The 19,476-nt window shown below is 42.9% G+C and carries 19 protein-coding genes and 3 pseudogenes; 17 read left to right on the plus strand and 5 right to left on the minus strand.

The features are described 5' to 3' along the window. Nucleotides 1-234: 234 nt before the first annotated feature. Nucleotides 235-771: a hypothetical protein gene (locus F6K64_RS30765; RefSeq protein WP_008189846.1), complete on the minus strand. Its 537-nt coding sequence runs from the start codon at nucleotides 769-771 to the stop codon at nucleotides 235-237. 195 nt (nucleotides 772-966) lie between these two features. On the opposite strand from F6K64_RS30765, the gene F6K64_RS30770 reads away from it, so the two are divergent. From F6K64_RS30770 to F6K64_RS30810, 9 genes are all read left to right on the plus strand, one after another. Beyond that, nucleotides 967-1,926: a YihY/virulence factor BrkB family protein gene (locus tag F6K64_RS30770; protein WP_502708088.1), complete on the plus strand. Its 960-nt coding sequence runs from the start codon at nucleotides 967-969 to the stop codon at nucleotides 1,924-1,926. A 397-nt stretch (nucleotides 1,927-2,323) separates the two neighbouring features. Beyond that, nucleotides 2,324-3,619, plus strand: coding sequence for an RNA-guided endonuclease IscB (gene iscB / locus F6K64_RS30775; RefSeq protein WP_071102596.1), 1,296 nt, complete (start codon nucleotides 2,324-2,326; stop codon nucleotides 3,617-3,619). Nucleotides 3,620-3,712: 93 nt separating this feature from the next. Further along, entirely contained in the window at nucleotides 3,713-4,189 is a 477-nt protein-coding gene (locus F6K64_RS30780) for a DUF4112 domain-containing protein (RefSeq protein WP_287267366.1), read from the plus strand. Nucleotides 4,190-4,388: 199 nt separating this feature from the next. Further along, nucleotides 4,389-4,730, plus strand: a complete 342-nt coding sequence (locus F6K64_RS30785; RefSeq protein ID WP_287267368.1) for a CU044_2847 family protein — start codon at nucleotides 4,389-4,391, stop codon at nucleotides 4,728-4,730. A gap of 16 nt (nucleotides 4,731-4,746) precedes the next feature. Further along, a complete protein-coding gene (locus F6K64_RS30790; protein ID WP_287267369.1) occupies nucleotides 4,747-5,604 on the plus strand; it encodes a trypsin-like peptidase domain-containing protein in 858 nt (285 codons plus the stop codon). Nucleotides 5,605-5,624: 20 nt separating this feature from the next. After that, nucleotides 5,625-6,641, plus strand: coding sequence for a hypothetical protein (locus F6K64_RS30795; RefSeq protein ID WP_287267370.1), 1,017 nt, complete (start codon nucleotides 5,625-5,627; stop codon nucleotides 6,639-6,641). Between the two features lie 3 nt (nucleotides 6,642-6,644). Further along, nucleotides 6,645-7,610: an AAA family ATPase gene (locus tag F6K64_RS30800; protein WP_287267372.1), complete on the plus strand. Its 966-nt coding sequence runs from the start codon at nucleotides 6,645-6,647 to the stop codon at nucleotides 7,608-7,610. Between the two features lie 935 nt (nucleotides 7,611-8,545). Continuing rightward, on the plus strand, nucleotides 8,546-9,598 hold the full coding sequence (locus tag F6K64_RS30805; protein WP_287267374.1) for a VWA containing CoxE family protein: 1,053 nt from the start codon (nucleotides 8,546-8,548) through the stop codon (nucleotides 9,596-9,598). A 5-nt stretch (nucleotides 9,599-9,603) separates the two neighbouring features. After that, complete coding sequence (locus F6K64_RS30810; protein ID WP_287267376.1) at nucleotides 9,604-11,280, plus strand: formylglycine-generating enzyme family protein; 1,677 nt, start codon at nucleotides 9,604-9,606, stop codon at nucleotides 11,278-11,280. A gap of 182 nt (nucleotides 11,281-11,462) precedes the next feature. On the opposite strand, the pseudogene F6K64_RS30815 reads toward F6K64_RS30810, so the two are convergent. Beyond that, a pseudogene (locus tag F6K64_RS30815) lies at nucleotides 11,463-11,960 on the minus strand (transposase family protein); the annotation flags it as partial. A gap of 117 nt (nucleotides 11,961-12,077) precedes the next feature. Continuing rightward, nucleotides 12,078-12,359, minus strand: a complete 282-nt coding sequence (locus F6K64_RS30820; RefSeq protein ID WP_008190145.1) for a helix-turn-helix domain-containing protein — start codon at nucleotides 12,357-12,359, stop codon at nucleotides 12,078-12,080. Nucleotides 12,360-12,588: 229 nt separating this feature from the next. On the opposite strand from F6K64_RS30820, the gene F6K64_RS30825 reads away from it, so the two are divergent. From F6K64_RS30825 to F6K64_RS30860, 8 genes and pseudogenes are all read left to right on the plus strand, one after another. Then, nucleotides 12,589-12,762, plus strand: a complete 174-nt coding sequence (locus F6K64_RS30825) for a transposase family protein (RefSeq protein ID WP_287255204.1) — start codon at nucleotides 12,589-12,591, stop codon at nucleotides 12,760-12,762. Nucleotides 12,763-12,824: 62 nt separating this feature from the next. After that, nucleotides 12,825-13,672: pseudogene (locus F6K64_RS30830) on the plus strand (ISAs1 family transposase). Nucleotides 13,673-13,797: 125 nt separating this feature from the next. After that, complete coding sequence (locus F6K64_RS30835; RefSeq protein ID WP_287255206.1) at nucleotides 13,798-14,133, plus strand: hypothetical protein; 336 nt, start codon at nucleotides 13,798-13,800, stop codon at nucleotides 14,131-14,133. Between the two features lie 114 nt (nucleotides 14,134-14,247). Beyond that, nucleotides 14,248-14,748, plus strand: a complete 501-nt coding sequence (locus F6K64_RS30840; RefSeq protein WP_502708090.1) for an REP-associated tyrosine transposase — start codon at nucleotides 14,248-14,250, stop codon at nucleotides 14,746-14,748. Between the two features lie 137 nt (nucleotides 14,749-14,885). Then, nucleotides 14,886-15,068 carry a hypothetical protein gene (locus F6K64_RS30845; RefSeq protein ID WP_287255209.1) on the plus strand — a complete coding sequence of 61 codons (183 nt, stop codon included), beginning with the start codon at nucleotides 14,886-14,888 and terminating at the stop codon, nucleotides 15,066-15,068. A 209-nt stretch (nucleotides 15,069-15,277) separates the two neighbouring features. Then, complete coding sequence (locus tag F6K64_RS30850; protein WP_287267397.1) at nucleotides 15,278-16,171, plus strand: formylglycine-generating enzyme family protein; 894 nt, start codon at nucleotides 15,278-15,280, stop codon at nucleotides 16,169-16,171. A 324-nt stretch (nucleotides 16,172-16,495) separates the two neighbouring features. Next, entirely contained in the window at nucleotides 16,496-17,602 is a 1,107-nt protein-coding gene (locus tag F6K64_RS30855) for a glycosyltransferase family 47 protein (protein WP_287267379.1), read from the plus strand. 576 nt (nucleotides 17,603-18,178) lie between these two features. After that, nucleotides 18,179-18,391: a hypothetical protein gene (locus tag F6K64_RS30860; protein WP_131826862.1), complete on the plus strand. Its 213-nt coding sequence runs from the start codon at nucleotides 18,179-18,181 to the stop codon at nucleotides 18,389-18,391. 196 nt (nucleotides 18,392-18,587) lie between these two features. Here F6K64_RS30860 and F6K64_RS39205 read toward each other — a convergent pair. Next, a pseudogene (locus F6K64_RS39205) lies at nucleotides 18,588-18,899 on the minus strand (type II toxin-antitoxin system RelE/ParE family toxin). Then, complete coding sequence (locus tag F6K64_RS30870; RefSeq protein WP_287267380.1) at nucleotides 18,896-19,126, minus strand: addiction module protein; 231 nt, start codon at nucleotides 19,124-19,126, stop codon at nucleotides 18,896-18,898. The pseudogene F6K64_RS39205 and the gene F6K64_RS30870 overlap by 4 nt, the downstream one beginning before the upstream one ends. Between the last annotated feature and the right edge of the window lie 350 nt (nucleotides 19,127-19,476).

Here is a 19,476-nt window from a genome sequence, read left to right on the forward strand (position 1 = left end):
TCAGCTATCAGCTATCAGCTATCAGCTATCAGCTATCAGCTATCAGCTATCAGCTATCAGCTATCAGCTATCAGCTATCAGCTATCAGCTATCAGCTATCAGCTATCAGCTATCAGCTATCAGCTATCAGTTTGTGAATGAAAGAGGTAACCATTTTTTGATCTGAGTGAAGTCACGAAGCTGACCGCTGACCGCTGACCGCACCTCAAGTAGCACCTCAAGTAGCGCATATACTTACCAACTATCTTCATTGTCGAAGCTGGGAAGATCGGGAGATGGGGAATACTCGCTGACGGTAACCTCCTCTACCTGGGACGGTTTACTCTTTCTTTCCTTAGCCAGTTGCTCAACAGTATCACTAATCACAACCGTTAAGTTTTCCCGGGTTTGAGCATGGTTGGCTTGCTCAGTCTTTAAGGCATCGATTAAGCGATCGCGTTCTGCCATGACTGACTTAAGGGTTGCCCTTAATTCCTCAACCGTTTGCAGTTGTTCCACATTCTGCTCAATACTCGAAACCGTCTCCAGTTGATCTGATTTGAGTTGAAATCCGTCTTGTTGTAATTGTTGCAGTTGAGCCTTGAGAGTTTCGATTTGCTCTTGAGCAAGTTGGCTTTCGATACGGCGTTGCTGAGCTTCAGTATTATATAACTGACGCCAATGAGCTGCACTTTTATCCGCAGCCTGGCACTCTTTAATGCTATCGGCCAGCTGCTGCTTCAGTTCCTTGATTTGGGCTAACCATTCGGTAAGCGACCCATTGTTGCTCATCAACAACTACTCCATCGGCTATAGCACTAATCAAATTTAATCAAATTTAATTATGGTTGAGGGGGTCGGGTTAACGGTAAACTGTCAATAAAATATTAAAGTGTGTCAATTGAACTACTGAACACTAGTAATGGGCAAACTACGGGTAAAATTGGCAAATTAATTTGTAGCAAGCCCCTGCTCACATCAGAACCTATGCTATCTAAGCGTTTTTTTCGTTTCTTCCGTTTCTTTGGTTACCTGAATCTGGTAACCCTCAGGAAGACTTTCAAGCGTGCGATGGAACGTCGCTTAATGGGTCTATCTGCTGAAATGGCATATAACGCCATGTTAGCGCTTTTTCCAGCAATTTTAGCAATTCTGACAGCGATTGGCTTGTTTGAATATTCCTTACAATTAACCTGGTACCACCACCCTCCCGAGCTGAGTGAAGTGGCACAGAATCAAGCTCTGAAAATGATGAAGGAAGTAGGTCCGGCTCAGGCGGTGCAGCCAATTCAGGAATTTACCGAGCAGATTCACCTCAGCACCAATAGCAGTCTATTTTCCCTGAGTTTTATCATAGCCATTTGGGTATCTTCTGGGGCACTGAGTGCAGCGATGAATGCCCTTGATCACATCCACCACATCCCCCGAGAGCAACAACGACCGTTTTGGAAAGCTAAGTTGATTTCTCTAGGCTTAACCATTGGTAGTATCATACTGCTAGTGATTGCATCTTTTTTGGTATTTATCAGTCACTGGGTGCTAAAAACAGTCGTTGATACGAGTGGAGCTTCCATCTTGTTGACACTCTGGAGTCTGTTGACCTGGCCCGTAGCCCTGAGTATGGTGGCAGCATCCTTTGCCTTTATCTATCGCTACGGACCAAGTCGTTGGCAGATCGGAACACCGATATTGCCAGGAGCAGTTTTAGCAGCCATTTCCTGGGCAGTGGCTTCAGGCTTGTTTCGGCACTACGTTACTGCCAATTTCAGCAATTACAACAAAGTCTATGGTACCGTAACAGCCGTGATTATCTTACAGCTTTGGCTTTACATGACTTCTCTGCTACTGTTATTAGGGGATCAGTTGAATGTGATAGTAGGAGAAGCAATGCAAGCATCCCATCGCAGACCTAGACCAAGAATAAAATTAGCTAAGGCCAAAAAATAATCACATTAGCTGAAACACTTTTGAGAATTGAGAATTTAGAATTGAGAATTTAGAATTGAGAATTTAGAACTCACCATTCTGCCTTCTGCCTTCTGCCTTCTACATTCTACATTCTGCCTTCAACCTTCAACCAAACAACCTATTTAAGCCCGTCACGAACCCACCGCCCACGCCTAACGGCTATAACGGGGGCTTGAAAAAGTCCATGACGTGACCAGCCTAAGACTATTGAGTCTACGTTTTTTGAGCTATCACACCTTTAGATGCGTCGCTAGTCTTCTGCTCTGTGGTTAATAGTTAAACAGTCATAAACGGGTTAAGACAGTGCTATTAACAAGACAAACTCAAAAAACATTGGCTAAGCGAACTCACCCTAGCAATAGGAGAAAACACAATTATGCGTGTATTTGTACTTGACAAAGACTTTAAACCATTAGACCCTTGCCGTCCGGCTAGAGCCAGACTATTGCTCAAGCAAGGTAGAGCCAAAGTGTTTAGAAGGTATCCATTTACAATTATCCTAAAAGATTTGGAGGTAGGAAACTGTACGACTCATAATCACCAGTTAAAAATTGACCCAGGCGCAAAAACAACAGGCTTAGCAATTCTACAAGACAACACTGTTATCTGGGGTGCTGAAATAATGCATCGTGGATTTAAAATTCGAGACGCTTTAACCTCAAGACGGCAATTAAGACGTTCTCGCCGTAACCGCAAAACTCGCTATAGAAAACCTCGTTTTCTTAATCGGAAACGTCCTTTGGAGTGGCTAGCACCCAGTTTAATGTCTAGAGTTCATAATATCCTGACTTGGGTTAAAAAGCTAATTCGGTTTTGTCCCATGACGGGTATTTCTCAAGAATTGGTACGGTTCGACACTCAAAAAATGGAAAACCCAGAAATCTCCGGTACTGAGTATCAACAAGGCACTTTGTACGGCTACGAAATTCGAGAGTACTTGCTTGAAAAATGGAACCGTAAATGCGCCTACTGTGGTGCAACAGATACCAGGCTAGAAGTCGAACATATTAAACCAAGATCTAATGGTGGTTCCGATAGGGTTAGTAACCTGGCAATAGCTTGTCACGATTGTAACCAAGCCAAAGGAAACCAGGATATCAAACAATTCTTATCAAGGAAGCCTGATGTATTGAAGCGAGTCCTGTCTCAATCTAAACGATCATTAGCTGATACCGCTGCGGTCAATTCGACTCGCTGGAAGCTGTACAAAGAACTCAAGTCTACTGGATTGCCAGTAGAAACGGGTTCGGGAGGCCAGACTAAATATAATCGACGTCGGTTTAACCTAGTTAAAACACATTGGCTTGATGCCGCTTGTGTGGGGAAGGTTGAAGCCATTTATGTCGAAAATTGCCAATTTTTATTAATTATGGCCAAAGGTCATGGAACTCGCCAAATCTGTCGAACAGATAAATTTGGGTTTCCGAAGCGTTATTGTTCAAGAACTAAGATCCACAAAGGTTTCCAGACCGGAGATATTGTCAAAGCAATTGTTACTAAAGGCAAAAAGATCGGAACTTATGTTGGACGTGTCGCCACTCGTAAAACTGGCTCGTTTAACATTTCGACTGCCAACGGATTGATTCAAGGAATCAGTTACAAGTACTGTACACCAATTCACAAAAAGGATGGATATTCATATCAAATTAATACCCTGTCCTCCCTTTCCTGAGTGCCTGTCACCTGGGGTTTCCCCAGGTGTTTATATGCCACGTCCTTTTGCTAACCTTTCAGGTATAGCGGGGGTCTCCAGGGAGGCGGAAAGATGAGGAATGATCGCAAAACATCGACCTTAAGGCGTGTACGTCGGGTAAGCTACCTACTGGACAATGCTATTCCTATCCCAGGAACACGTTATCGGATTGGTTTAGATCCCATCATCGGTCTGTTACCAGGGGGTGGTGATTTTGTGGGAACTATCATTTCATCATACATTGTCGTAGAAGCAGCACGACTGGGAGTGTCTCGATCTACCTTGGTGGAGATGGTGCTGAATATCCTTCTTGAGACAGTTACTGGGTCTGTACCGGTGTTAGGGGATCTGGTGGATGCGGCCTGGAAGGCAAATGTCAAAAATGTCGAGCTGTTAGAGAAAGAACTAAATGTATCATCATCAACACCACAAAAATCCGATTGGTTGTTTCTTATCTTACTGTTGGCAGGGTTGGCTGTAGTGTTGGTAGTTGCGGTTGGAATTAGTCTTGCGATCGTAGCGTGGGTGATCACGGCTATAACTAGCTGAGCAACAATGTCTGGCATTTGTGAATGGGACTTGTGTAGGGTGGGACATGAAACTGGCAAGATGCCAGTTCCACAGGGTGGGAAATGAAACTGGCAAGATGCCAGTTCTACTAAGATGCCTATTCCAGCCACGGCTCAAACAGCTAAAATAAGATTCACCCTGTCTGGAATTGGTGAATGGGAGTAAAAAGACACAAACAATGGAAGAAAAAAAATTAGCGCAATTTTCTCTAGCGGATGGAACTACATTTCTGGTAGAAGTGGAAGAACCAGAAAGCCGTGGTATTGAGCGAGTCTCCCTGGGATCGGGAAAAAAAGTCCTCAAGGCACGGCAGACCTTTGAAGAAGCTCTAGATCAAATCAAACCGGTGGCTTCTGCGGTGATCACCAAATTGCGTGACCTCAACCAACCTGCTGATGAAGTGGAGGTAAAATTTGGTTTGAAATTGACGGCAGATGCGGGAGCCGTCTTTGCCTCTGTGGGTGGCGAAGTGAGCTATGAAATTACCTTAAAATGGAGTAATAAGAATCAGAGCAAGTAGAGGATGAATTAAATAAATGGATTTTAATGTCCATAAGAGTTCAATTATTAGGCTCTTTTATCAAGACCAAGTAGTTGGTATTGGCTTTCTGGTATCCGAACACTATGCGTTAACCTGTGCTCATGTCGTGGCAGAGGCATTGTTAATTGATAGCAGGACACAGAGCTCACCTGAAGGAGAAATAAACGTTGATTTTCCTTTACTTAATGGGACTAAATTTTCGGCCAGGGTGGTTTGCTGGCATCCTGAATCTCCTTTAGAAGATTCTGAGGAAGCCATAGAAGATATTGCAGTTTTGAAACTTGATCACCTTCCTGCTTCTGCTAACGCGACTCGCCTGCTGTTATCAGAAAATCTTGCAAATAATCCATTTCAAGTATTTGGTTGTCCGGCAGGAGTTCCTAATGGGGGTTGGGCAACTGGGGTATTGTCGGAGCAAAATGCTAAACAATGGATTCAACTGGAAGATCCTAAGGTAACTGGATACAGGATTGAACCAGGATTTAGTGGTTCTCCGGTTTGGGATGAAAAATTGCAGGGAGTGGTGGGGATGGTAGTTGCTGCAGATACCAAGCGACAAACGGCAAAAGTTGCCTTTATGATTCCTGCACAAATTTTAGTCAAAGCTTGGTCACAGTTGGAGTCAATTGTTATCCGAACTCAGGAAATAGAAAAGCGAGTTAAGCCACGTTTGTCACCATTTAGGATAAGGTTTCTTGAAAAACAAAAGAGAGAGTGGGAGGAAAGAGTCGAAGAGGTGAGAAAGCAAATGGGTTTTGAGTCCAATTTAGCTAATTATCTAGATTTGGAAAAACGAGCGAATATTTATTTCGATAAGATCGAAAAAATTAAACGAGAACTTTCTGGTTTTTAGATGATGATGTGAATCGAAAGATGACAAGTAATACTCAAATTCGTAGACAAGCCTTTCTAGAACAACAAAAACGATTAATTAATGAACATATTGAAAAAATCAGTAACCAAATGAGTTACTCTATGTCAGATTTACCTAAGTATAGTGATTTACAAAGGCAATCTGAAGAATACTTTAAGAAGCTTGACAAAGTCGATAATGAACTCGATTTATTAAAAACTAAGAGCGATTCCTCCGTTAGTTCCAATCGAAAACCTACTATTGCTCAAAACTTATCTAAGATTAACTTCCGTAAACAAAAAAAAATAGTCAATTTTATTATTGAAAATTGTTTGGGTAAACAAGGAGGTTTGGCTTTATTTTTACTGCAAGATACCTCCTCAATGCGAGGAGATTTATGTGTTGCAGAAATTAAATACAATCTTAGTCGTAAAAGTTATGGTAAACTTAAGTATTGTCCCATAGATCCCTTGTTAAGACCTGATATTTCTGATGAGCGAAGTTTGCTAAATGCGATCGCGGATTATTTTAAGCCAATTGAAGCTCATCCCAATGACCAACAATACATCCAGAACATTATTAAAAAGATCGGTGACAGTGTACAGGGAGGAAGTGTTGTTTTTTTGGATTTTAGCAACTGGGATTCTATTACAGAAAATGATGATAGACTTTTATCTTGGTTTATTGATTCTTTTTGGAATCTTTTGAAACAAAAACATTACCAAGAAATTTCTAAAGATTATTGTTGGGTAAATTTTTTATTGTTTTGTTCTCTAAGTTCAACAATAACTAAATCTTATCAAAAGCTTAGTTATTGTTGTAGTTACAACGATTTTGATAGTTTAAAAATTATCAAATTGTCTTTGAGTAAATGGAAAGAAAGTGATATTGATGATTGGCTGCAACAAGTCTATGGATTACGTAAATTAAAAAGCCAAGAAATAGCCAAGAAAATTTATAAATTATCTAATCGCGGTATTCCTAGTACAGTTTGCTCAAAGTTAGAACAATATTTATCTAAATTAGTCAAGGAATAGTTGATGAATCCCCCTAAATACATCTTCCAGGGCAATCCAAAACATCGACCTAAACAATGTCATCCAGAGTCTCCCACAGAATTAGAACCCTATATTGCCGACAGCGAATTAATTGAAGCTGTGAATTTGGCAATTTTTATGAAAAGACCCCTGTTAATTGAAGGAGAATCGGGATGTGGTAAAACCCGATTAGCAGTGGCAGTGGCTTATGAATTAGGGTTGCCCTTTTATCGCTGGGATATTCGTTCAACCACCAAAGTCCAAGAAGGATTATATGAATACGATGCGATTTTGCGGTTGCATGATGTCCAAACCAAAGACTTAACCCCGTCAATTAATCCGAACACTGGACAACCGAGAAATCCTAAAGTACCAAACCATTACCGTGAACTAGGTCCCCTGGGAAAAGCGTTTCAATCCCACGACTATCCCGCAGTGTTGCTTATTGATGAAATTGACAAGGCTGATGTGGATTTTCCCAATGATTTACTGTCGATATTGGATAAACCTTGGAAATTTTTTATTCGAGAAACCGGAGAAACCATTGAGGCGAATCAAGAGCAATTACCAATTATCATTATTACCAGTAACAAAGAAAAAGGCAGTCTCCCCTCTCCCTTCTTACGTCGCTGTTTATATCACTATGTGCAATTCCCTAGTCAACCGGAAGAGTTAGAGAAAATTGTCGAGGTTCACTATCAACAGAAACAGAAACCAGAGACAATGGCAATGCCTAAATCCGATTTAGTGAAGACTGCGGTCGCTAAATTTTTAGAGATACGACAGGATAAAAGTCTATTTAAACTTCCGGGAACCAGTGAGTTTCTGGATTGGCTGGCTGCCTTACATCACTTTAAATCGGAACCCTATCCTGTGAGTGAACTGCAGCAAGACAATACAATTCCCTATCGAGATTTAGTATTTAAATTGCGGCAAGATTGGCAAAATCCTAATTATGCAGGTTCATGATACCAATTTCCTTTAATGAGGCTACAGATCAGATCCCCCCTAGCCCCCCTTGAAAAAGGGGGGAACTGGACTTAAAGTCCCCCTTGAAAAAGAGTGAAAGTCCCCCTTGTTAAGGGGGATTTAGGGGGATCCCCCCTAGCCCCCCTTGAAAAAGGGGGGAACTGGAGTGAAAGTCCCCCTTGTTAAGGGGGGAACTGGAGTGAAAGTCCCCCTTGAAAAAGAGTGAAAGTCCCCCTTGTTAAGGGGGATTTAGGGAGATCCCCCCTAGCCCCCCTTGAAAAAGGGGGGAACTGGAGTGAAAGTCCCCCTTGAAAAAGAGTGAAAGTCCCCCTTGTTAAGGGGGATTTAGGGGGATCCCCCCTAGCCCCCCTTGAAAAAGGGGGGAACTGGAGTGAAAGTCCCCCTTGAAAAAGAGTGAAAGTCCCCCTTGTTAAGGGGGATTTAGGGGGATCCCCCCTAGCCCCCCTTGAAAAAGGGGGGAACTGGAGTGAAAGTCCCCCTTGAAAAAGAGTGAAAGTCCCCCTTGTTAAGGGGGATTTAGGGGGATCCCCCCTAGCCCCCCTTGAAAAAGGGGGGAACTGGAGTGAAAGTCCCCCTTGTTAAGGGGGATTTAGGGGGATCCCCCCTAGCCCCCCTTGTTAAGGGGGGAACTGGAGTGAAAGTCCCCCTTGTTAAGGGGGATTTAGGGGGATCCCCCTAGCCCCCCTTGTTAAGGGGGGAACTGGAGTGAAAGTCCCCCTTGTTAAGGGGGATTTAGGGGGATCTCCTCGGTGTTGCCCCTTGAAAAAGAGTGAAAGTCCCCCTTGTTAAGGGGGATTTAGGGGGATCTCCTCGGTGTTGCCCCTTGAAAAAGGGGGGAACTGGAGTTAAAGTCCCCCTTTTTAAGGGGGATTTAGGGGGATCTTCTACGTGTTACACTGTCTTATGAAATTGCTATGAGTAACTTTAATCCCCGCCCTCTCTTAACTCGCCTCTTTTACCGCTTGCGCCGGGATGGGTTTGCTTTGGGAATTAATGAATATTTAGCTGCCTTACAAGCTATGGAGGGCGGCTGGGGAGTGCAGGATGCCAATGCTCTCAAAAAACTTTTGCGGACGCTTTGGTGTCATTCCCTAGCCCAACAAGACCATTTAGAAGTCATTTTTCGTTCCATTAGCGCAGAAGAGAGCCAAGAGCCAGCAAAACCAAGGGAATTTCCATCAGAATCACCCGAATCATCGTCCTCCCCTAAGAATCCTCCTGCTGTATCCTCTGAGGAACAAGTTACCTCAAGGGTAGACTCTCCGACTCCAGTTCCTGAATTATCCTTACTGCCGGTCAAATCATCAATCAATTTATTGGAACAGACAGAAGACAGGGATTTCCAAGGGTATTATCCCATTTCTCGCAGGTATATGGTTTATAGCTGGCGTTATTTACGGCGGATGGTGGCAGATGGTAGAGAAGATGTTCTAGATGTGGAAGGGACAATTGCCAAGGTCTGCCAACAGGGATTTTTTTTAAAGCCCAAATACAGCCGAAGGGAGCAAAATCACGCTGATTTGCTCTTGTTGCTGGATCACGAAGGCTCTATGACTCCCTTTCACCGCTTTACCCGAGATTTAGTGGAAACCGCCCAACACGACAGTAATATCGAACGGGTGCGGGTGGGCTATTTCCACAACGTTCCACCAGAGTATGTTTATAACGACCCTTATCTAACCGAAAAGGTAAAGTTTGAGTCAATTTTGGCAGAGTCCGATGGGGATACCAGTGTTTTAATTGTCAGCGATGGGGGAGCAGCTCGTGGCGATCGCCGTTCGGAAAGATTTTCAGCAACTGCTGAAGTTTTGTGGCACATTAAACAGCATACCAAGTTAATTGCCTGGTTGAATCCCGTTCCCTCTGAACGCTGGCAGGGAAGCACTGCCCAATTTATCGCTCATTTAGTACCAATGTACCCCCTCGATACTCATGGGTTAAATCAAGCGATCGCACAGATTCGTTAAGATCTATGACAACTTCCTCATCTGACCAATTAACGGGAGAATTAGCCAAACAACAAATTGAACGGTTTGTGGCCAGGTTTGAGCCCAACTATGGCTATCTAGCTTGTCATTGTGCCTTGCCCTTGGTTTTGACTCCGGAATTGGTGAATTATATCCGAGTGCAATTTTTACTGAACCAGGAAGTGCCTTGGATAGCAGAAGCGGATTTACTGTTATCGGAGTTATGCCGTCCAGTTGGTTATGAATTATATGCCATGACTCCGGCGATACGGTCTCATTTATTGGCACAATTTGAAACATCAGAATTTCAACACAAATTTGGCAGAAATCGCCTCAAATCGGTAGCCCAATTGCTGATGGATTACGTGACTTATTTAATGGGAACCCATCCCCCTAGCCGACAGGGAGAATTCCAGGCACAACAATGGGCAGCCATGGTGTATTTAGATCAACATCGCACTCAAGCAGAAGAAGAGATTGCCACAGCCCTACAAGGATTGGTTAACCGAGGAAAAAATGGACAGGCAGAATTAGCCCGATTACAGCGTCTAATTCAAGAATTTAGACCCCAGTTGAGTCAATATGACTCCTTAATGAAATTTGCTGAATCCCTGGGAATGTGGCTCAAAGGTAAAATTCCCCCTGATGCTAGTCAATCCTATGGTGTTCATGGGGTAAACCTTAGCCTTAATCCAGTCACTCAGCTTGAAGGTTTTCCAGCCATGGAAACCTTTGAATTTGAGGTGGTAACCATTGGGCTGGGAGCAGGGACAGAGATTGAGCTAGAACCTTTTGAGTTTGAAGTGACAACTATTGAGTTGAAACCAACAGGCTGGTTCAGAAGAAAACCAGAACTAATAATCAACCGTCATCAGCAACAAGCTTATGGTTTTACCGAAGACTTAGGGAATGGAGTTGAGTTAGAGATGGTTGCCATTCCTGAAGGGAGCTTTATGATGGGTTCCCCAGAAACCGAACAGGGGCATAGAGAGGAAGAAAGTCCCCAGCATCAAGTCACGGTTAAATCCTTCTTGATGGGCAAATACCCAGTCACCCAAGCTCAATGGCAAGCGGTGGCAGCCCTACCCCAAGTCAACACAGAACTTAAACCCAATCCATCCTATTTTAAAGGGGAAAACCGACCTGTAGAAAGAGTCTCTTGGTATGATGCGGTGGAATTTTGTGAGCGACTTTCCCAGTATACGAAACGCCAGTATCGCTTGCCCAGTGAAGCCGAGTGGGAGTATGCTTGTCGAGCAGGTACAACGACTCCGTTTCATTTTGGTGAGACAATTACAACGGACCTAGCTAACTATCATGGCAACTATACTTATGGCTCTGGTTCCAAAGGCAAATATGCCCAGGAAACAACCCCAGTGGGGAGTTTTGGGGTAGCCAATGAGTTTGGACTCTACGATATGCATGGGAATGTGTGGGAGTGGTGTGCAGACCATTGGCACTCAAACTATGAAGGTGCGCCGACAGATGGCAGTGCCTGGGAAGATGAGTCTAAAAATGATAATGACAATGATAATAATTGGCGGCTGTTGCGGGGCGGTTGTTGGGGCAACGTTCCTGGAAGCTGCCGTTCTGGGTCTCGCTTCATCTATGTTCCGGCCCTCTGGCACAACGTCTACACTTTTGGTTTTCGTGTGGTGTGTGGGTGTGCGTGGACTCTTTAGCCCTTGACCCTTTTGCCCTTTTGCCCTTTACCCTGTTTTTTTTATTCTTGTGGAACAGGCTTCTAGCCTGTTGCGGGCATAGCTTGCCTGTGTCAAGCTCAATCAACTAATAATATTGGTCACTGGCAAGATGCCAGTTCTACAATTAATAATAATATCACTGGCAAGATGCCAGGGCTATTTCATTCTAGATGAGACCTCTTGCAAAAGTAGCGATCGCTAAATTTTTTCTTTGTCCTTCGGACAGGCTTCGCCAACAAACAAAGTTCGTAGTTGTATATAGCAGCAATTAAATTAAAGCGCAAACCAAATCTTTTTCTTCTGTTACGATATCGCTCTGAAAATATTTTAAATATTTTGATATGCCGATAGACATGTTCAATCACAATTCTTTGTGAAGCTAGCTGACGATTCTCTTCTTTTTGGAGAGGTGATAATTTACTCTTGGGAGGTTTTTTATGAGGAATATGACTCATTTTATGTATTTTTTGAATTCCTTGATATCCCTGATCTGCCAGACATTTAGTTTTTACCGAGAGATTAGTTTTACTCTTTTTGAACAAATTCAAATCATGTTCTTTTCCTTTACCGTAAGCAATACAGATTATCTCTTTGCTATTTTCATCAATGATAACTTGAGATTTTAAGGTGTGCTTTTTCTTCTTACCACTGTAGGACTTTTTCGGTTTTTTTTTGGACGCTCAATCGGAGTTTCCGTTACATCAATAACTGCTATCTCGATTTGGTTACCTGATTTCAATAATTGTTTTTTTCCTGGAATTCTAAATTCGAAGGACTTAATTAAAATATTTTCTATAGACCCGAATTATTCGGTACACTGTTGATTCATTCAGTCCCCAATGTTGACCAATATGAAAGTAAGTTCTGTATTCTCGTAAGTATTCCAGGGTCATCAATACTTGATTTTCTAGACTCAATTTGGATGGTCTCCCGGTTTTTGTCTTCTGTTTTTCATTTTCTTCTACTAATTTCACCATCTGAGTAAAAGTCTCAATTCTTACCCCACAAAGGCGTTTGAACTCCTGGTTAGTTAAATCTTTAACTTTTTGATAGGTCATTATTTTCCCTTATACTGACCCATTTATATCTTTTTTATTGGACTTTTGCAAGAGGTCTATGGTAAGATAAGATGCTAAGGCACAAGAGGGAGGATGTCGCTTAGGCAGAACATTTGTACTAAATATAATGCCCCCTCATGGGTTTAAGCTTGCTCTGATGGTACATAGTTCATTTGTTCTGCAATGCCAGACCGGCTCCCGGCACAAGGGCACAAGAGAATCAACATCGATGGGTCAAATTGCTATTTTAGAAGCCTTTTCTGATTTACCAGATGCTCGTAGAGGGCAGGGAAGAAGACACTCAATGGCTCTATGTCTGGCTATCTTTACCCTAGCAGTCGCTGCAGGGAATAAAGGATTTTTAGCGATCGCTGATTGGATTGAAACAATCGTGAGGAGTTGAGCCAATTGTTTCAAGTCAACCGACTGCCATCATACAGCACAATCCGCCGAGTGTTACTGAATATGGATTACTCAGATTATTCAGCAAGGCTCGCTTGCTTTTTCGAGATCACTCCGGAAGCGGGAGAGACTTTAGGGGTAGATGGGAAAGTTTTGAGAGGGTCATTTATGGTCGAACAAGACAATCCACATTGCGATCGCCATCCCGCAATTATGTTAGTGAGTGCCTACTTGGTAGAGAGAGGATTAATTCTCAAGCCTGATATGGTTGTCAAAAAAACGAATGAGATTAAGGCAGTGCCAGAGTTGATCAAAGCACTAGCACTCAAAGGCGTGGTTTTTGCCTTTGATGCCATAAACACCCAAAAAAAACTTGTCAGCTGATCATCGATAGTGGGAATCACTATATAGCAGCCCTTAAAGGGAACCAACCAAAACTTTTTGCAGCCGCCCAACAGCAGTTCGTTCCTCAGCAATCTTTTGAACAGATCAATAAAGGACACGGTCGAATAGAAAAACGAAGTGTTAGTATTTGCCAAGTTACCCAAGGTTTGCCTTCTTGGCCTGGATTAGCTACCGTGATTCAAGTTCAGTCCCGACGGATTACTACAAATACTGATCAGACCCAGATCCGATACTATATCTCTGACTTGAAAGAAACGGCTGAACAATTTGCCAAGCGGATTCGAGGCTATTGGGGCGTAGAGAACAAAGTTCATTATGTCAGAGATGTCACTCAGGGTGAAGATAAATCTCGTATCAGGACAACTCCTCTGGTACAAATTTGGGCGATCGCTCGTAATTTAGCTCTGAATCTTTATCGAGATGCAGGGTTTGACAACATGGCTCAAGCACAAAGAAAATGCCAATTTGGGCTTAAGCATATTTTGGCACTTTTTAGAATGAAATAGCCCTGGGCAAGATGCTAGTTCTACAAGTAATAATAATATCACTGGCAAGATGCCAGTTCTACAAGTAATAATAATATCACTGGCAAGATGCCAGTTCTACAAGTAATAATAATATCACTGGCAAGATGCCAGTTCTACAAGTAATAATAATATCACTGGCAAGATGCCAGTTCCACCTTTATAATCACTGGCAAGATGCCAGTTCCACCTTTATAATCACTGGCAAGATGCCAGTTCCACAATTAATCATATTTTACTGGCAAGATGCCAGTTCCACAATTAGTAATATATCACGCGGCTTGATGTCAGTTCCACAATGGATATGTGAAGATAACTTAACTAAACCCAAGCCAGCTGATGAAGCACCAATCACCGGGAAGAGGCTTGGAGGCTGTCTTAACCCAATATTAATGATTCTAACTAGCAAGATGCTGGCAGTAACATACTCTGTAGAAATGTAACTAATGACTACCCCCAACCGTCCCTCCTCTGGGGCAAAGGCTTCGAGGCTGTCTCAATCCAATATTAATGATTATGACTGGTTTGATGCCAGTTCAATAAATTATACCAGTTATATCAGTTTCCTAAAGTCTCGAAATCTTAAAATTAGCCAAAGAAATCTTCCTCACTGGGAATTAGCAGGAGCAATTTACTTTGTGACTTTTAGTACTTGGGAAAAGCTAGAGTTGACCCCAGAAGCCAGACAAGTAGTGCTAGATTCCTGTTTATTCTTCAATAACCAAAGGTACAAAACCTATGCTGTTGTAATTATGCCGGATCATGTACATTGGTTAATGCAGCCTTTACCAAAATCAGCTCAGAAATATTGGACCTTAGCTAGTATTATCCACAGCATTAAAAGCTATAGTTCTAAACAAGTTACTAAAGTAATGAATCATATCGGTATTGTTTGGCAAGACGAGCGATATGATCGCATTATGCGAGATGAAAGAGAATTTTTAGAGACATGGAACTATATCAGAGAAAATCCTATAAAAGCTAATTTATCTGAGATTGCTGAAAGATATCCTTTCTTCTGGCAAATGGATAGTGTAGAGAAATATTCTGTAAAATAATCTATGGTGGAACAGGCTTCCAGCCTGTGTCAATAATTGTGTAGTGGAACAGGCTTCCAGCCTGTGTCAATGACTGTGTGGTGGAACAGGCTTCCAGCCTGTGTCAATAATTGTGTGGTGGAACAGGCTTCCAGCCTGTGTCAATAATTGTGTGGTGGAACAGGCTTCCAGCCTGTGTCAATAATTGTGTGGTGGAACAGGCTTCCAGCCTGTGTCAAGCTCAATCAACTAATAATATTGTTACTGGCTTGATGCCAGTTCTACACAAGATGCCAGTTCCACTTCTAGAACCACTGGCAAGATGCCAGTTCCACTTTTAGAACCACTGGCAAGATGCCAGTTCCACTTCTAGAACCACTGGCAAGATGCCAGTTCCACTTCTAGAACCACTGGCAAGATGCCAGTTCCACTTCTAGAACCACTGGCAAGATGCCAGTTCCACTTCTAGAACCACTGGCAAGATGCCAGTTCTACTACTAATAATATTATCACTGGCAAGATGCCAGTTTTACATCAGTTAAACCAAACAATGGTGATGCCAGAAAGAAGTAAAGAAGAACAGCAATCACAACTTAATATCACACGCCATCAGCGACAAATTCAGTACTTTGCTGAAGACTTGGGAAATGGTATCACCTTGGACATGGTTGCCATCCCCGGTGGCACTTTCGTTATGGGTTCCCCAGAAACCGAAGAGGGGCATACAGACAGTGAAAGTCCCCAGCATCAAGTCACCGTTAAATCCTTCTTCATGGGCAAATACCCAGTTACTCAAGCCCAATGGCAAGCCGTGGCTGCCCTACCCCAAGTCAACAGAGAACTTAAACCCAATCCATCCTATTTTAAAAAGGAAGACCGACCTGTAGATACAGTCTCTTGGTCTGATGCGGTAGAGTTTTCTGAGCGGCTGTCACAGTATACGAAACGCCCTTATTGCTTGCCCAGTGAAGCCCAGTGGGAGTACGCCTGTAGAGCCAAAACAACGACCCCGTTTCATTTTGGAGAGACGATTACAACAGAGTTTGCTAACTACAATGGAACAGATGATCAACACGGTGGTTGGAAAGGGTCTTATGGTAACGGGCCATCAGGGATTTATCCTAGAAAAACCACCCCAGTGGGGAGTTTTGGGGTAGGCAATGAGTTTGGACTCTACGATATGCATGGGAATGTATGGGAGTGGTGTGCAGACCATTGGCATGATAACTATGAAGGTGCGCCGACAGATGGCACTGCCTGGCAAGATGAACCCGATAGCAATAATGAAAATGATCATAAATATCGGGTGTGGCGGGGTGGTTCCTGCTACACCTTGCCTAAAAACTGCCGTTCTGGGTCTCGCGGCGTCTTTAATCCGGCCTTGAGGCACCTCGTCGGCAATATTGGTTTTCGTGTGGTGTGTGCCCAGGAGTGGACTCCGTAACCCTTTACCCTTTTCCCAATGTGGAACAGGCTTCCAGCCTGTGATAGGCGGGCAAAATTTTTGGTATGGCAGTTGTAGTAAAGGTTAAGATATATTTCTGCGTTGAAGCTTCCTACTCCCTAAGAATTTTTCAAACTAAATAATTTGGCAAAAAGGCATGGATATAGCCTAAAAGTGTGATTTAATGACGTCTAAAGTGTTAGAGGGTTTTTTTAGCTATTAGGTGAGCTTGACCTTGGCGAATTAAATTCACCACGGGTCGCACCTGAGGTACACAGGATTTTTTCCCTGTTCCCTATTCCCTGTTCCCTAGAGCCTAAAATTATGACTTTGAAAATTTTCTGTGACCAGAACTATCTGCCAGAGGGCATGACCTATGAGGCAATCCTATACCCCTTTTGGGGCAAGCCTCCCGAAAATCCTGAGGATCCCATTAGTAGTTGTTTTGACCACTATGTAGAGATTGGAAAGTCTCTATTTAAGATGTCGTCTCTGGAGGAAGCAGATTTTGCAATTGTACCAGTTAATTGGGCACTATGCAATTCTGAATTGGAACATAAAGCCAGACAATTAGCAGAAAACGTTAAATCAGCAGGCAAGCCCTTAATCAGTTTTTTTGGTGGAACTTCTTCCCATCTTAACTTACCGATTGAAAGTGATTTTGTATTCCGTAACTCCCTCTATCGATCCCTTAGAAAAAACAACGATTTTACCCTACCTCACTGGAGCGAAGACTTTGTTGAAAACTATCTGGACAACAAACTCAATATCCGCCAAAAATGCTTAAAACCGGTAGTTGGTTTCTGTGGTTATGCCGTCAGGAAAAATACCAAAACCCACTTAAAATTTTTATGGTCTAGAGTCAAAAAGAATGTCTTGAACTTGACAACTACTATTCCTCCCTATAATTGGGGACATGTGTTAAGAGGTCGAGCCTTAGATATCTTAGCCAAAGACCCTAACATAATCACCAACTTTCTGATTAGAGAACGCCCAGTTTTCTTCAATCAACCGGACTTCAAGTTGAAGCAAAAGCATCGGCTGGAATTTGTGTATAACCTAATAGACAGTGACTATATCTTCTGTTGCCGTGGCTCAGGTAACAATTCCTTTCGCTTCTATGAAGCATTGTGTTGTGGCAGAATTCCAGTTCTTGTAGATACCGATTGTGTGCTTCCCTACGACTTTGACATTGATTGGAAGAAATACTGTGTTTGGATAAAGGAGAATGAACTTCATTTAATTGGCGATAAAATTGCTGAGTTTCACGACAATCTATCATCCCGGGAATTTGTAGATTTACAGTATGAGTGTCGCCGGATTTGGAAAGAACGAGTATCCCCAGAAGGGTTCTTTCGTAATTTTCATCGTCATCTGCCTATAGCAAAGGGAACAGGGAACAGGGAACAGGCAACAGTAGGGTGCATCTGATATAGCGCTACGCGAAAGTCAGAAGTTAGAAGTCAGAAGTCAGAAGTAACCTAGGACTAGGTTTCGGAGTTTAAAAGCGATGCAGCGCGGTCTTGGGGAGCCAGTGCGGTCTTGGGGGTTTCCCCCATGAGCGACTGCATCAAGACAATGTCAAAAATCTAAATGCGTAGTGCTTTTTTTATAAAAAGAAGGGAACTGTGGGGCGGGGGCGCGGGAATTTTATTATAATTTTTGCTTAATTTCATAAACTAAAAAATATCAGGTCAGTTTGCACGATGAAAGTCACAACTAAACTAGCACAATTAAGGGCGTTGCTGAATTAAGGAATGAATGCGCGATAATCTGGTTTTATTAAAGCCCCCTAAATCCCCCAATTCTGGGGGACTTTGAGAGTTTTTCCCCCCAGAATTGGGGGGCTAGGGGGGCGAAACCATACTCAGAATCAGCAACGCCCAATTAAGAGCTAATTCCGGAAATATCAGTTACGAAGAAATTTCTGAATCTACGGGAATCGATCGGCAAGAATTAAGGGAACTTGAAAATGGGGAAGCGAATGCGATGAAGCGTTCGCAAAGCGTGGCCCAAAGGCCTCAGCTTCCGCTAAGAGCGATCGCTTTTACTACCCTCGCTCAACTCTGCGCCTTCTTTCACTGTAGTCCCAACGATTTATTGATTGTAGACTGGGAGGGGGAAGAAATAGAGAAAGCTTCACAGATAATGAAACAGACATTTACCAATGCTGAGGCGATGCCACCCCGTTATGCGGAGGAAATTTGGGATACTTTTTAAGGGACTATCTAGCTAGGGCAAACGCATCTAAATTCTAGAAGCCTTACTCAGAAGTGATGTAGTGCGGTCTTGGGGAAGCAGGGTCAAATAGCAAATATGAGATCCACCCACTTCGGATCAGTAAAATGTATTAACTTATAACCTTAGTGCTATAACAGCTTAGTTGTCCGAATGACGTACCAAACCTCAGATCATTTTATGCATCTGATGGTTTCTCCCTGACACGCTCTTTCCAATATCCTGGCTCACGACTACAGTGCATCACCGCCACAATTAAAATGTAATCTTCCTCAATAGTGTATAAAATCCCGTAGGGAAATTTACGTGTCAGACATCGAGGAATATCTTCATCAATAACAGCCCAACGAGTTGGTGACGCAACAATTCAGAAAATTGCATCCTCAACTACATTGATAAATGCCTGTGCCAATTCAACTCTACGTTCTGCGTAAAACTCGACTGCTTCACCATATTCAGTCAAGGCTGCTGGGTGAAAGACATATTTCATGGCTCCAGAAGTCGCCTCACTCTAGCTAACCCTTCCTCTCCAGGAATAGGCTGAACCATACTACTTCGGATTTCATCTCGACGCTTCTTAGCTTCACTTACCCAAAGTGCTTGTAGGTTTTCGTCTACATCAAACTCAAGACTTTCAACCAGCTTCTGAGCCAACAATGCTCTCCATGCACTGGGCAAAGATAAAGCTTCTTTAATTACTTGCTCAACAGAGACCATAACATTCGGGCATCATAGATAATACCCAGAGTCTAGCAAAAAAGTAGTAAACATAACACAGAATCAAAATGCGATTGGCCGTAAGCCACGCTACGCAATTGACCTTAGGTCACGCTCCTTGAGGTGCATCTACTGAATTTGAGATCAACTCAATCGCTGGCAAAGCCACAAAGCAAAGACTGGAATTGTGCTTGGGGCTCAACCAATTCAAATGGCGCTGATAAATCCAAAAGATTCACGGGCTTTTGCATCCCAATCCCAAGTGTAGACATCTTGCGGTGGTACACCTTCACTGTTCATGTTTTCTACAGCGTACTAATTTAAGCTTGTACCCATTATCCCCTCAATCG

Origin of the sequence: Moorena sp. SIO3A2 (assembly GCF_010672265.1) — a bacterium.
Taxonomy (GTDB): Bacteria; Cyanobacteriota; Cyanobacteriia; order Cyanobacteriales; family Coleofasciculaceae; genus Moorena; species Moorena producens.

Excerpts from the sequence above, each read along its gene's own strand:
- F6K64_RS30795 (WP_287267370.1), top strand. The coding sequence starts at position 5,625 with ATGACAAGTAATACTCAAATTCGTAGACAAGCCTTTCTAGAACAACAA.
- F6K64_RS30805 (WP_287267374.1), top strand. The coding sequence starts at position 8,546 with ATGAGTAACTTTAATCCCCGCCCTCTCTTAACTCGCCTCTTTTACCGC.
- F6K64_RS30850 (WP_287267397.1), top strand. The coding sequence starts at position 15,278 with ATGGTGATGCCAGAAAGAAGTAAAGAAGAACAGCAATCACAACTTAAT.
- F6K64_RS30765 (WP_008189846.1), bottom strand. The coding sequence starts at position 771 with ATGAGCAACAATGGGTCGCTTACCGAATGGTTAGCCCAAATCAAGGAA.
- F6K64_RS30870 (WP_287267380.1), bottom strand. The coding sequence starts at position 19,126 with ATGGTCTCTGTTGAGCAAGTAATTAAAGAAGCTTTATCTTTGCCCAGT.
- F6K64_RS30800 (WP_287267372.1), top strand. The coding sequence starts at position 6,645 with ATGAATCCCCCTAAATACATCTTCCAGGGCAATCCAAAACATCGACCT.
- F6K64_RS30780 (WP_287267366.1), top strand. The coding sequence starts at position 3,713 with ATGAGGAATGATCGCAAAACATCGACCTTAAGGCGTGTACGTCGGGTA.
- F6K64_RS30770 (WP_502708088.1), top strand. The coding sequence starts at position 967 with ATGCTATCTAAGCGTTTTTTTCGTTTCTTCCGTTTCTTTGGTTACCTG.
- F6K64_RS30835 (WP_287255206.1), top strand. The coding sequence starts at position 13,798 with ATGCCAGTTCTACAAGTAATAATAATATCACTGGCAAGATGCCAGTTC.
- F6K64_RS30855 (WP_287267379.1), top strand. The coding sequence starts at position 16,496 with ATGACTTTGAAAATTTTCTGTGACCAGAACTATCTGCCAGAGGGCATG.
- F6K64_RS30785 (WP_287267368.1), top strand. The coding sequence starts at position 4,389 with ATGGAAGAAAAAAAATTAGCGCAATTTTCTCTAGCGGATGGAACTACA.
- F6K64_RS30790 (WP_287267369.1), top strand. The coding sequence starts at position 4,747 with ATGGATTTTAATGTCCATAAGAGTTCAATTATTAGGCTCTTTTATCAA.
- F6K64_RS30820 (WP_008190145.1), bottom strand. The coding sequence starts at position 12,359 with ATGACCTATCAAAAAGTTAAAGATTTAACTAACCAGGAGTTCAAACGC.
- iscB (WP_071102596.1), top strand. The coding sequence starts at position 2,324 with ATGCGTGTATTTGTACTTGACAAAGACTTTAAACCATTAGACCCTTGC.
- F6K64_RS30825 (WP_287255204.1), top strand. The coding sequence starts at position 12,589 with ATGGGTCAAATTGCTATTTTAGAAGCCTTTTCTGATTTACCAGATGCT.
- F6K64_RS30810 (WP_287267376.1), top strand. The coding sequence starts at position 9,604 with ATGACAACTTCCTCATCTGACCAATTAACGGGAGAATTAGCCAAACAA.